The following is a 12,886-nucleotide window of genomic DNA, read 5'->3' on the forward strand; positions in this document are numbered from 1 at the left end:
CGTGCCAGACATCGCGCCGCGTCCCGTCCAGAGGCGTGGCAAACCCCAGACGGGCGGACGGGGTTCCGGCCGCGGCTGGACCGTGCTGCGGTCGATCCTGCTCGCCGCCGGCGCGGTGGCGTTCCTCTTCCCCTTCTACTACATGCTCATCGGTTCGCTGCAGGCCGAGCCGGACACCTCGCCGGCCGGCGCCCTCCCGTCGGCGAACCTCACCCTCGGCAACTACCGCGACATCAACGAGCGGATCGACCTGCTCCGGTCGCTGATCAACTCCGGCATCTTCACCGGCGGCGTCATCCTCGCCACGGTGATCTTCGGCGTGCTTGCCGGCTACGCCCTGGCCCGGCTCAGCTTCCGCGGACGGGGCGCGCTGTTCGGCTTGGTGCTGCTGGTCCAGGTGGTGCCCTTCCAACTGCTGCTGATCCCGCTCTATGTGCTCATCGTGCGCAGCTACGGCCTGGCCGACTCGTATCTCGGCATGATCCTGCCGTACGCCATCAACACCACGGCGGTCTTCGTCTTCCGGCAGTTCTTCCTGCAGCTGCCCGACGACCTGTTCGCCGCCGCCCGGACCGACGGCGCGGGTGAGGTCCGCATCCTGTGGTCGATCGCTCTGCCGCTGGTACGCCCGGCACTGCTGACCGCCGTGCTCCTGACGTTCATCGGGCCGTGGAACGAGTTCCTCTGGCCGTTCCTGATCACCAAGCAGGCCGACATGCAACCGCTGGCCGTGTCGCTCGCCAACTACATGACCAACGTCGCCGCGCGGACCGCCAACCCGTACGGGGCGATCCTGGCCGGCGCCTGCGTCCTCGCCGCCCCGGCGGTGGCGCTGTTCGTCGCCTTCCAACGGCACTTCACCTCGACCAACATCGGATCTGGCGTAAAGGGTTGAATCGTTGACTGTCTCCACCGCCGTCCCGTACACCCTCACCCGGCTGGGCGTCGTCATGGCGCCCGAACCGGGGGAGCCGCTGGAAGCCGAGGGGGTGCTCAACCCGGCCAGCGGACGTACCCCGGACGGGAAGCTTCACCTGCTGCCGCGGCTGGTCGCCGAGGGGAACGTCTCCCGGGTCGGGCTCGCCGAGGTCGAGTTCCGCGACGGCGTACCGGCCGGGGTGCTCCGGCGTGGCGTGGTCCTCGCCCCCGACGAGGGCTGGGAGCGCGGGTTGAACAACGCCGGCGTCGAGGATCCGCGCACCACCTGGGTGCCGGGCCTCGGCCGCCACCTGATGACCTACGTCGCCTACGGTCCGCTGGGCCCGCGCCTGGCCCTGGCGGTCTCCACCGACCTGCGGACCTGGCGCCGGCTCGGTCCGGTGCAGTTCACCTACCAGCCGGGCCTGGACACCGACCTGAACCTGTTTCCGAACAAGGACGCGGTCTTCTTCCCCGAGCCGGTGCCCGGACCGGACGGCCGCCCCTGCTATGCGATGCTGCACCGGCCGATGTGGGACCTGGGCTGGTTCCGGCCCGGTGAGGGGGTGCACCTGCCGGCCGGGATCACCGACGAGCGGCCCGGCATCTGGATCTCCTACGTGCCCGCCGAGGAGGTGCACGCCGACATCAGGGCGCTGGTGCGGCTCCGCGACCACCGCTGCGTCGCCCTGTCCGAGTTCCCCTACGAGGAGCTGAAGATCGGCGCCGGCCCGCCGCCGGTGCGGGTCGAGGAGGGCTGGCTGCTCATCCACCACGGGGTGACCGGCCACATCCCCGACACCTTCGACCCCAGCACCCAGCAGGTCGAGTACGCGGCCGGCGCGATGCTGCTCGACCCGACCGACCCGGGCCGGGTGCTGGCCCGGACCGCCGAGCCGATCCTGGTGCCCGAGACCGAGGACGAACGCTCCGGCACCGTCCCGAACGTGGTCTTCCCGACCGCGATCGAGGAGGTGGACGGGGTCCCGTACGTCTTCTACGGCATGGCCGACGCCAAGATCGGCGTCGCCCGGCTCGACCGTGTCCGGTGAGCGGGTTGGTGGCGCCGGTGGGGCGGGGCCGGTGACCGGCGCGGCTGCGCTGCGCCTCGGCGTCGTCGGGGCCGGCGGCTTCGCCACCTTCCTCACCGGCGCCCTGCGGGACCTGCCGGACGTGACGGTGACCGTGGTCGCGGACCCGGACACCGACCGGGCCGGGCGGCTGGCCGCGAACCTGGCCGCCCGGCCCGTGCCGGACTGGCGGGCGCTGGTCACCGCCGACGACGTGGACGTCGTGGTGGTGGCCACCCCGCCGGCCGGGCACGCGGAGACCACGCTCGCGGCGCTGCGTGCCGGCCGGCACGTCTTCTCCGAGAAACCCCTGGCCACCAGCGAGGACGAGGCCGCCGCCATCCGGGAGGCGGTCGCCGCCACCGGCCGTGTCCTGGTCGTCGACCACGTGCTGCGCTACAACCCCGTGCTGCGGGCGCTGGCCCGGCTGCGCGACCCCCGGTTCGCCGCGACGCCCGGCAACCGGTCCGACCCGCTGCTCGGCCCGGTCCGGCGGCTCGCCTTCGAGAACGACGCCAGCGACGAGGACCTCGGCCCGGAGCACTGGTTCTGGGACGAGCGGGTCAGCGGCGGGATCTTCGTCGAACACGGGGTGCACTTCTTCGACGCCGCCGACGCCCTCGTCGGCGCGACTCCCGAGTCGGTGCAGGGCATGCTCGGCCAGCGCCCCGGCACCGACCTGGTCGACCTGGCGGTCGCCACCACCCGCTATCCGGACGGCGCGGTGGCGACCTTCGCGCACGGCTTCAGCCACGCCCACCGCTGCGAGCGGCAACTGATGCGGATCGACTTCGGTGCCGCCGAAGCCCGGGTGACCGGCTGGATCCCCGTTCACGCCGCCATCGACCTCTGGACCGACGACGCCGGAGCCGCGCTGGTCGAGCACCTGCCGGCCCGGGCCGAGGAACTGCTCGCCGTCGACGGCCACCGGTTGCGGGACCCGGCCGTGACGGTGTCGGTGCACCGGCACGCCGGCCCGGCGAACGCCCGGGAACGGGGCCGGCAGCGGCAGTTGCCGCACCACTGCCGGATCACCCTCGACCTCGGCGGCGAGGCCGCCAAAGCGTACGTCTACGCCGAGAGCGTGCGCGCCGCCATGCACGACCTGGTGCGCTGCGTCCGCACCGGAGACCGGCCCGCCGCCGGAATCACGGAAGGCACCACGGCGGTCACCGTCGCCGCCGCGGCCGCCCGCTCCGCCCGCGAGGACCGCACCGTCCATCTCCGACGATCACACCCCACCACCGCCTGCCCGTCCTGACCGAGGAGGTCGATGTGAAACGCCGATCGCTGCTGCTGGGCGGCCTCGCCGCTACCCCACTGCTGGGCGCCAACCCGGCCGGCGCCGCCCGCCCCGCCGGCGCGCCGAGCACGAGCCCGTTGACCAACCTCGCCCACCTGGACTTCCTCCGGCAGGACGTCACGCCGCCGCAGCAGCCCGGGCACACCACCTACCGGCTCGCCGACACCCCCGCGGTCGGGGCGCTGTGGACCTACGCCGAACCCGGGCCGGACGGCGCCTTCCGCCGGGTCGGCGGGGGCGCGTACGACCCGGACACCGACACCTGGGGGCAGGGGGCGTACAACGCCGACGACATCTCCCGAGCCGCCGTGGTCTACCTGCGGCACTGGCGGCTGACCGGGGCCGCCGCCAGCCGGGCCGCCGCCTACCAGCTGCTGCGTGGCCTGACCTACCTGCAGACCGCCGACGGCCCGTACGCCGGCAACGTGGTGCTGTGGATGCAGCCGGACGGCACGCTCAACCCGAGCGCCGAGCCGAAGGAACTGCCCGACCCGTCCGACAGCGACGCGTCGTACTGGCTGGCCCGGACCGTCTGGGCGCTCGGCGAGGGGTACGCGGCGTTCCGCGACACCGACCCGGACTTTGCCGGTTTCCTGCGGACCCGCCTCGACCTGGCCGTCGCCGCCGTGCAGCGCCAGGTGCTCGTCCGCTACCGGCAGTGGCAGGTCATCGACGGGGAACGTACCCCGGCCTGGCTGATCGTCGACGGTGCGGACGCCACCGCCGAAGCGGTCCTCGGACTGGCCGCCTACGTCGAAGCCGGCGGTGGCGCCGCCGCCCGCCGGGCGCTGCGCCAACTCGCCGAGGGCATCGCCGCGCTCGCCGACGGTGACGTGCGGGAATGGCCGTTCGGCGCGGTGCGTCCCTGGGCGTTGTCCCGCTCGGTCTGGCACGGCTGGGGTGCGCAGATGCCCGCCGCGCTCGCCCGGGCCGCGCAGGCCCTCGGTGACCGGGCCCTGCTCGGCCCCGCCGTCACCGACGCCGCCGTGTTCACGCCGTGGCTGCTGACCTCCGGCGGTCCGGACAACGGCCGGCTGCCCACCCGCACCGACCGCACCCAGATCGCCTACGGCGTCGACTCGCGGGTGCAGTCGCTGCTCGCCGTCGCCGACGCCACCGGGCGGTCCGGCTTCGCCCAGCTCGCCGCCCTGATCGCCGCCTGGTGGTTCGGCGCCAACCCGGCCGGGACGCCCGGCTACGACCCGCACACCGGCCGGGCGATCGACGGCATCAACGGCGACGGGCAGGTCAACCGGAACTCCGGTGCCGAGTCCACCATCCACACCCTGCTCAGCATGCTCGCCCTGGACGCCCGGCCGGAACTGGCCGCCCTCGCCCGCCGCACCGAGATCGTCGAACGGGTCGGCACGCTGACCCTTGAGGCCGAGGACGCCGCTCGCCAGGGCGGCGCGACCGTGGTCAGCCCGCCGTCGGCGTGGACCGGGGAATCGCTGATCAGCGGCAGCTACGTCGAGCTGCCTGCCGGGGCTGGGCTGCGCTGGCAGCTCCCTCCGGCAGACCAGCCCCGGCTGGTGTTGCCGGTGGTGGACCTGCGCCCCGGCGTGCCGGCCCGGACCGTCTGGGGTAGCGACGCCGGACCGCTCGGCGAGGTCGACCACGCCCGGGTCGGCGCCCAGGGGGCCTCCCCGGCACCGGGCGCGCTGCTGCCGGTCACCCTGCCCCGCGAACTGGCCGCCGCCGCCACCGAACTGACCGCGCAGGCCACCGCCGCAGGCCCGGCCACCGTCGACGCGGTCCTGCTGGAACCGCTGGTCTCCCGGCTCACCCTGGCCGGCGACGGGCACCGCACGACGCTGCTGCGCAGCGCCGCCCGGACCGCCCGGACCGTGGAGGTCACCGCCGGCGGCACCGCAGCGGCCACTGTGGAGGTGTACGACGCGGCCGGCGAACTCCGCTCGCGGCACACCAGCTCCGCAACCCAGTTGCGGGTCACGGTCCTGTCCGGTGGTTTCACCCTGGTCCGTCGGTGATCCGGTCCACGCCGGGGCGGCCGTGGTGGCGCGGCGGTGTCTGCTACCAGGTGTACGTCCGCAGCTTCGCCGACTCGGACGGAGACGGGACCGGTGACCTGCCTGGGGTGACCGCCCGCCTGCCCCACCTGGCCTCCCTCGGCGTGGACGCTGTCTGGCTCACCCCGTTCTACCCGTCACCCATGGTCGACGGCGGGTACGACGTCGTGGACCATCGCGACGTCGACCCACTCTTCGGCAGCCTCGCCGACCTCGACGCGCTCGTGGCCGAGGCGCACCGGCTCGGCCTGCGGGTCGTCTGCGACCTGGTACCCAACCACACCTCGGACCGGCATCCCTGGTTCCGGGCGGCGCTCGCCGCACCGCCGGGCAGCGCCGCCCGCCGCCGGTACGTCTTCCACCCAATGGACAAGGACCACCCGGACCGGCCACCCAACGACTGGCGGTCGGCGTTCGGCGGGAGCGCCTGGCGGCGGGTGCCGAGCCCGGAGGGCGGGCCCGACGAGTGGTACCTGCACCTGTTCAGCCCCGAGCAACCCGACCTGAACTGGGACGACCCGCCGGTGTCGGCGGAGTATGCGGACATCGTCCGGTGGTGGCTCGACCGGGGCGTGGACGGGCTGCGCATCGACATGGCACACGCCCTGTTCAAGCACCCGGATCTGGTCGACGCCGGCGCCGGTCAGCACACCGAGTTCCGCCGCAACCACCTGATGCCCTTCTTCGACCAGGCGCCACTGCACACGTTGTACCGGCAGTGGCGGGCCATGGTCGACGCCATGCCGGGGGAGCGGGCACTGATCGGCGAGGTGTGCCTCTTCGACGCCGACCGGCAGGCCCGCTACGTCCGCCCGGACGAGCTGCACCAGGCGTTCACCTTCGAGTTGCTGGAGTGCGCCTGGTCGGCCCCGGCGCTGCGGGACACGATCGGGCGCACGCTCGAGGCGTACCGTCGGGTCGGTGCCCTCCCGGCCTGGGTGCTGAACAGCCACGACGCGGTCCGGACGGTCACCCGCTACGGCGGGGGAGAGCGGGGGCTGCGGCGGGCCCGGGCCGCCGCGCTGCTGATGCTGGCGTTGCCCGGCGCCGTCTACGTCTACCAGGGCGAGGAGTTGGGGTTGCCGCAGGTGGATCTGCCCGACGAGGCGCTGCGCGACCCGCTGTGGGAACGCTCCGGGCGGACCGTACGCGGGCGGGACGGCTCGCGGGTGCCGATCCCGTGGACGGTCGACGGCGGCACGTACGGCTTCTCGCCCGACGGCGCCGACCCGCCGTGGCTGCCGCAGCCGGACGGCTGGGGTGCCTTGAGCGTGCAGCGGCAGACCGCCGACCCTGGGTCCACGCTGGCGCTCTACCGGTCGGCGATCCGGTTGCGCCGGGAGTTGAGCGACGGTGCGGCCGACGAGCTGACCTGGTGGGACACCGGGTCGGACGTGGTGGCGTTCCGGCGCGGCGACGGGTTCGGCTGCGCGGTCAACGTCGGCGACCAGGCGGCGCCGCTGACCGGGGTCGACCGGGTGCTGCTGGCGAGCGCGCCGGTCCCACCGGCCGGCCGGTCCCTCCTGCTGCCGCCGGACGCTGCGGTCTGGTTCGTCCCCGCTTGACCCGCGCCGCCCTGCCGGCGACGAGCCCGCCACGACTTCCGCCATGATGACGGGCGACGGGTTGCCGTGGCAGTCGGGCGGAGGTGTGACCGGACCGCGCCGGCAGGGTGTGGGGCGGCGCCGACCCGGCATGACCGCCTACCGGCCGGCGGCGGCGCGTCGGACCAGACGGCGGGCCTCGTCCTGAGGGACGCCGGTGGCGCGGAGCAGGTCGTTGGCGGCGGTACGCAGCTGAGAGACGACGACCGTCCCGGAGAAGCCGATGTCCTGCCGGCAGGCGGCGCCGCCGTGCCGGACCGCCGCCAGCACCCGCTCCCGGGCCTGCACGGGTTCCCCGGCGTCGAGGAATTCCCGGTGCAGCAGCCGGACGGCCTCCCCGAAGCGTTCCACGGCGGCTGGTAGGTCGGGTGGCACGGGTTCCCCGCTGCGCAGCGTGGTGCCGATCCGGCGGACCATGGTGCGGCTGTTGCGGAAGGCGCGGTCCATGTGTTCGGCGCCGCGCTGGTAGGCGCCGAGGGTCCGGCGGCGGCGCCAGCGGACGGGGGAGAGTCGGACCACCTCGTGGGCGGCGCTGATCGCCTCGTCGAGCCGGGCCAGCTCCGACTCGGCGTCGCGCATCCGGTCCAGCACCTCCTCGGCGCGGGGGGCGTCGCCGCGGGCGAGTGCTTCGGCGGCGGCGGTGATCTGCCGGGCGAAGAGGTCGAGCGTCGGGTCCGCCACTCGGCGGACGGTGCGCAGCGGGTTGAGCGGGGCCAGCACCAGCACCACGAACATGCCCACGAGGCCGCCGACAAGCGCGTTGATCGTCCGGGGCAGCTCCAGGTCCGGGGTGGCGGGGGTCAGCGTGGCGATCAGGACGGCGGTACCGCCGGCCTGGGTCATCAGCGCGCCGCTGCCGCGGACCACCGCCGCGGTGCTGACGGCCAGGAAGACGATCGCCGCGGTCTGCCAGGGGCCGGTGCCGACCAGGAGGATGAGCAGGTCACCGACGAGGATGCCGAGCACCACCCCGGCGACCAGCTCGATCGTCCGGCGGGCCCGGCCGCCGAGCGCCGCGGCGATCACACCGACGGCGGCGGCGGGGGCGAACGTGGGCTCCGGGTTGCCCAGCACCTGCCGGGCCACCACCCAGGACAGCGCCGCCGCGAGCCCGGCCTGCACGGCGACGATCAGGTAGGTGCGCAGCCGCCGCCAGCTGTCCCGGCCGACGCCGGCGGCGCGGCCGCGTACCGGGTCGGCTGCCGATCGCAGGCTGGCGGAGGACGGCATGGGCGCGGGTACCCGCGCGGGACGGGCCCGAACCTATCCGGGTGGCGGCCCCGGATAGGCCATGGTGCCGGTGAGCGCAACCAGGCCCGGCAGCCGGGTGTCCTGGCGGAGGAACTGCGCGACCACCGGCACCGTGGAGCGCAGCAGGCAGCCGTACGGCCTGTCGAGCTGGACGGCCTCCGGGTCGATCAGGTCGTTGATCCGGACGTGCCGGATCCGCCGGGCGCCGACCATGATCCGGTACGGCCCGACCGGATCGGTGTCCTCGTAGTAGAGGTCGAGGGTGAGCTCGGCCTCGGTGTCCGTGATGTTGAGTACGCAGAGCTGGTCGAAGCTGGTGAAGTCGGGCTCTCGCCCGTGGCTGGGGAACGGGATGTGCCCGCCGGGGACGACCCACACGTACGCGCCGATCTCCGGCATCACTCCTCCTCCAGCAGGCGGGCCAGATCGGGGGCGAGGAACACGCCGTCCGGGTCGAGGCGTCGCCGTACGGCTTGGAAGTCGTCCCACCGGGGGTAGAGCGGTCGCAGGTCCCGGGCAGTCAGCCAGTGCTTCTTGCCCCAGTGTGGCCGGCCGCCGTACTGCCGGAAGACCGCCTCCATGTCCCGGAAGTACTCCTCGTGCGGCAGACCGGTGTTCTGCAGGCAGGCGATGGTGGCGGTCGGGCGTCCGAAGGCGTTGCTCAGCCAGATGTCGTCGGCCGCGATGCTGCGCACCAGCACCCGCCAGCCGGCGACCCGGCGGTGCCGCTGCGTGATCCGGCGGCGCACCTCCGCGAAGCAGGCGGGGAAGGCCTCCGTGGGGAGCATGTACTCGATCTCCTCGAAGCGCAGCTGCCGAGCCTGGGGGATGGTGCGGTGGGTGGGGCCGACCTGGATCTCGCGCGGCGCCTCCCATGGCGTGGACGAGGGCACCCGCCGGGCGGCCCAGGCCCGCTCGTCCGGCGCCTCGTCAGTGCGGTTCATGGTCCGGATCTGGGTCAGGTCGCTGCGCGGGTACCAGTAGAAGTCCATGTTGCGGTTGGTGTGCTGCAGCTCGGCCAGGTGGTCCAGGGTCCAGTCGACGTGTGCGCACCACGCCCGGCGGCGCAGTTGGTAGCGGGGCTGCACGTCGAGGGTGACCCGGGTGACCACGCCGAGCGCGCCGAGTGAGAGCCGCGCCGCCGGCAGCAGTTCCGCGTTCCGCTCGGGTGAGACGTCGAGCACCTCGCCGGTGCCGGTGAGCAGGCGTACGCCGGCGACCTGGGTGCACAGGTTGCCGAAGCCGAGGCCGGTGCCGTGGGTCCCGGTGGCGGTGGCGCCGGCGATCGACTGGTAGTCGACGTCGCCGAGGTTGTCCATGGCCAGTCCCGCGTCGTACAGGCCCTCGCCCAGCGCCGCCAGCTTGGTGCCCGCCCAGACCGTGGCCTGTCCTCCATCGTCGGCGATCACGCCGGCCATCCGGTCGAGGCTGAGCAGCGTCCCGTCGGTGCGCACCAGCGGGCTCGACGAGTGGCCCGACCCGACCGGACGGAGGGTGGTGCCGGATTCCCGCGCACGCAGGATCAGCTGGCGTACCGCGTCCTCGTCGTCCGGTTCGGCGTGTTCCGCCGGCGTGAAGGAGAGGCTGCCGGACCAGTTGACGAACGGTTTCGTCACCACGCGTCCTCCTTCCGCCGGTCCGGCCGACTACCCGCCGGCATGCCGGGTAGTCGTCGGTCCCGGGACTCCGCCGGCCAGGAGGAAGCGCACATGCCCGCCTTCGGTTTTCACGCCTCGCACGAGCAGTTCCCCCCGAGTGTCCTGCTCCGCCTGGTCTCGGCGGCCGAGAACGTGGGCTTCTCGCGGGCGATGTGCTCGGACCACTTCGCGCCGTTCGGGGTCGAGCAGGGCGAGTCAGGTTTCGCCTGGTCCTGGCTGGGCGCGGCGCTCGCCCGTACCGACCTGCCGCTCGGGGTCGTCAACGCGCCCGGACAGCGGTACCACCCGGCGATCGTGGCGCAGGCCGCGGCGACGCTGGCCGAGATGTTCCCGGGCCGGTTCTGGCTGGCGGTGGGCAGCGGGCAGGCAATCAACGAGCACATCACTGGCGATCGGTGGCCCAGCAAACCGGAGCGCAATGCCCGGCTGTGCGAGTGCGTCGAGGTGATCCGGGCGCTCTTCGCCGGTGAGTGCGTCGACCACCGGGGCCTGGTCACTGTCGACCAGGCGGTGCTCTGGTCCCGTCCGGAGCAGCCGCCGCCGGTCTACGCCGCCGCCGTCACACCGGAGACCGCCCGCTGGGCGGCGGGCTGGGCGGACGGCCTGATCACCATCAACCAGGAGGTGACCGCGGTGCGGCAAGTGATCGAGGCGTACCGGGAGGGCGGCGGGGCCGGACCGGTGCTGCTTCAGGTACACCTGTCCTGGGCGGCCGACGAGGCCACCGCGCTGCGCAACGCGCACGAGCAGTGGCGGACCGCCATCCTCGGCAGCGACCTCGGCTGGGACCTGGCCACGCCGGCCGAATTCGCCCAGGCCACCGCGTACGTACGGCCGGAGGACATGCGCGCGCACGTGCTGGTCTCCAGCGAGCCCGGCACGCACGCGAACTGGTTGCGGGCGTACGCCGACCTGGGCGTCGACGAGATCTACCTGCACCAGGTCGGGCTCGACCAGGACGCGTTCCTCGACGTGTTCAGCGCCCGGGTGCTGCCGGAGCTGGTATGACCTTCCCGCCCATCGACTCGTACGCCTTCCTCTCCGACACTCACACGACGGCGCTGGTCGGGCCGGACGGTGCGGTCGACTGGTTCTGCCTGCCGCACGCCGAGGGCGACGCGGTGTGCGCGCGGCTGCTCGATCGGCACCGGGGCGGAGCGTTCGCGCACTCCGTCGCCGGTTGCTCGGAGCCGGACCGCCGCTACCTGCCCGACACGCTGGTGCTGGAGAGCCGGTACGTGGCGCCCAGCGGCACGGCCGTCGGGCAGGACTTCCTCGCGATCCGGCCCGGCGACCCCGCGCAGCCGATCCGTGCCGAGAAGCTACTGGTCCGGCGGGTGACGGCTGAGCGGGGCACGGTACGGCTGGCGGTCCGGTTGCAGCCGCGACCCGACTACGGCGCGGCCGCCGTCGAGTGGGCGGCCGCCGACGGCCGCTGGCAGGCGCGAGGCGTCCCGCTCGCCGTGCGGGCCACCCTGCCCCTCGCCGTCGATGGTGGCACCCTGCACGGCGAGATCGAGCTGTCCGAGGGGGCGACGGCCACCGTGCTGATCGGCTACGGCGAGCGGCCCGGCACGGCCGCGCCGGAGGAGCTGCTCGACCAGACCTGCCGCACCTGGCGGGACTGGTCGGTGCGCAGCGACTACGCCGGCTTCGGCGCCGACGTGGTGCGGCACAGCGCGCTGGTACTGCGGGGTCTGTCCTTCGACGAGACCGGCGCGCTGCTCGCCGCGCCGACCACCTCGCTGCCCGAGGAGATCGGCGGGGTACGAAACTGGGACTATCGCTACACCTGGCACCGGGACGCCGCGTTGCTGCTGCTGGCGCTGTTCAGGCTGGGCCACGCCGAGGAGGGGCGGCGCTACCTCCGCTTCCTGCTCGACGTGTGTTCCGGCGCCGGGAACACCCTGGCACCGCTGGTCGGTATCCGTGGCGTGATCACCGACGAGCAGGTGCTGCCGCACCTGTCCGGGTACGCCGGGTCGGCCCCGGTGCGGATCGGCAACGAGGCCGCCGAGCAGGTGCAGTTCGACACGTACGGGCACGTTCTGGACGCCGCGCTGGCGTACCAGCGGCTCACCGGCGAGCTGACCGCGGACCAGTGGCGGCTGCTGCGCCGGCACGTTGACGCCATGGCGGACCGGTGGCGGGAGCCGGACCACGGGATCTGGGAGATCCGGGGGCCGCGCCGGCACTACGTCAACGCCAAGGTGATGACCTGGGTCTGTCTCGACCGGGGCAGCCGCCTCGCGGAGCTCGTCGGCGACCGCGGCGCGCCGGTACGGCGGTGGCGGACGGCGCGCGACGCGCTGCACGCCGAGGTCTGCGACCGCGGCTACGACCGCGAGCTGGGCAGCTTCGTCATGGCGTACGGGTCGCGCGAGCTGGATGCCGCGCTGCTGCGCATCCCGGTGGTCGGATTCCTGCCCGGCGACGATCCTCGGGTGACCGGTACGGTCGACCGGATCCGCGAGCGCCTCGCCGTCGGGCCCGGTCTGGTCCGCCGGTACGCGGTGGACGACGGGCTGCCGGGCGAGGAGGGCGCGTTCCTGCTCTGCTGCTTCGAGCTGGTTTCGGCACTGGTGCTCGCCGGCCGGCGGGACGAGGCCAGGCGGGTCTTCGACCGGCTGCGCGGGCACGCCGGACCGCTCGGCCTCTACGCCGAGCAACTCGCGGTCGACGGCACGGCGCTCGGCAACTACCCACAGGCGTTCACCCACCTTGCGCTGATCGAGGCGGCCCTCAACCTGGACGGCGCGTCCGATCGGGACGCCCTGCACGCCTGGGCCGACCGCGGCCGGCCGTAGCCTTCGCGGCAGCGATATTCCAACGGTTTCGACCACCCTGCTGCGCTGTCGACAATCCGACAGCCGTCGGGGTGAGCGCTGCGGTGATCGTTCTGCCCGCGTGGACCGTCGATGTGCCCCTGACCTGGGCATATGTTTGATTGTGTGGCACGGAGCGGCAGTCCGGTGGAGGGCCTCTGCCGCCATGCGCGACAGCGGACGGTGTCGCTTCCATGCCCGCACCGTGGCCGTCGGTACGCCCTCGG

At 73.7% G+C, this 12,886-nt stretch carries 10 protein-coding genes; 7 read left to right on the plus strand and 3 right to left on the minus strand.

Annotated features, from left to right (window positions below; genetic code table 11):
• Nucleotides 1-82 precede the first annotated feature (82 nt).
• The 5 genes from ACGF4F_RS02425 to ACGF4F_RS02445 are packed head-to-tail and all read left to right on the plus strand — an operon-like array spanning nucleotide 83 to nucleotide 6,886.
• On the plus strand, nucleotides 83-895 hold the full coding sequence (locus tag ACGF4F_RS02425; RefSeq protein WP_357435374.1) for a carbohydrate ABC transporter permease: 813 nt from the start codon (nucleotides 83-85) through the stop codon (nucleotides 893-895).
• Between the two features lie 4 nt (nucleotides 896-899).
• Nucleotides 900-1,970: a hypothetical protein gene (locus tag ACGF4F_RS02430; RefSeq protein WP_357435372.1), complete on the plus strand. Its 1,071-nt coding sequence runs from the start codon at nucleotides 900-902 to the stop codon at nucleotides 1,968-1,970.
• Nucleotides 1,971-2,001: 31 nt separating this feature from the next.
• Nucleotides 2,002-3,249: a Gfo/Idh/MocA family protein gene (locus tag ACGF4F_RS02435; protein ID WP_393074077.1), complete on the plus strand. Its 1,248-nt coding sequence runs from the start codon at nucleotides 2,002-2,004 to the stop codon at nucleotides 3,247-3,249.
• A gap of 14 nt (nucleotides 3,250-3,263) precedes the next feature.
• Complete coding sequence (locus ACGF4F_RS02440) at nucleotides 3,264-5,282, plus strand: hypothetical protein (RefSeq protein WP_393074080.1); 2,019 nt, start codon at nucleotides 3,264-3,266, stop codon at nucleotides 5,280-5,282.
• Nucleotides 5,279-6,886 (plus strand): glycoside hydrolase family 13 protein, encoded by a 1,608-nt coding sequence (locus ACGF4F_RS02445; protein WP_393074083.1) that lies wholly within the window; start codon nucleotides 5,279-5,281, stop codon nucleotides 6,884-6,886. Before ACGF4F_RS02440 ends, ACGF4F_RS02445 begins: the two co-directional genes overlap by 4 nt.
• Nucleotides 6,887-7,024: 138 nt before the next feature.
• Here ACGF4F_RS02445 and ACGF4F_RS02450 read toward each other — a convergent pair whose 3' ends face one another.
• Genes ACGF4F_RS02450 through ACGF4F_RS02460 form a run of 3 tightly spaced genes read right to left on the minus strand, consistent with a single transcriptional unit; the run spans nucleotide 7,025 to nucleotide 9,795 of the window.
• Nucleotides 7,025-8,155 carry an aromatic acid exporter family protein gene (locus tag ACGF4F_RS02450; RefSeq protein ID WP_393074086.1) on the minus strand — a complete coding sequence of 377 codons (1,131 nt, stop codon included), beginning with the start codon at nucleotides 8,153-8,155 and terminating at the stop codon, nucleotides 7,025-7,027.
• A 33-nt stretch (nucleotides 8,156-8,188) separates the two neighbouring features.
• A complete protein-coding gene (locus ACGF4F_RS02455) occupies nucleotides 8,189-8,575 on the minus strand; it encodes a sensory rhodopsin transducer (protein ID WP_393074089.1) in 387 nt (128 codons plus the stop codon).
• Entirely contained in the window at nucleotides 8,575-9,795 is a 1,221-nt protein-coding gene (locus tag ACGF4F_RS02460) for a D-arabinono-1,4-lactone oxidase (RefSeq protein ID WP_357435361.1), read from the minus strand. The genes ACGF4F_RS02455 and ACGF4F_RS02460 overlap by 1 nt, the downstream gene beginning before the upstream one ends.
• Before the next feature lie 90 nt (nucleotides 9,796-9,885).
• On the opposite strand from ACGF4F_RS02460, the gene ACGF4F_RS02465 reads away from it, so the two are divergent.
• Together ACGF4F_RS02465 and ACGF4F_RS02470 are read left to right on the plus strand one after the other, a co-directional pair.
• A complete protein-coding gene (locus tag ACGF4F_RS02465) occupies nucleotides 9,886-10,842 on the plus strand; it encodes a TIGR03885 family FMN-dependent LLM class oxidoreductase (RefSeq protein ID WP_393074093.1) in 957 nt (318 codons plus the stop codon).
• Nucleotides 10,839-12,641: a glycoside hydrolase family 15 protein gene (locus ACGF4F_RS02470; RefSeq protein WP_393074096.1), complete on the plus strand. Its 1,803-nt coding sequence runs from the start codon at nucleotides 10,839-10,841 to the stop codon at nucleotides 12,639-12,641. The genes ACGF4F_RS02465 and ACGF4F_RS02470 overlap by 4 nt, the downstream gene beginning before the upstream one ends.
• The last annotated feature ends 245 nt before the right edge of the window (nucleotides 12,642-12,886 follow it).

The organism is Micromonospora sp. NPDC047740 (assembly GCF_043204735.1).
Classification (GTDB): Bacteria; Actinomycetota; Actinomycetes; order Mycobacteriales; family Micromonosporaceae; genus Micromonospora.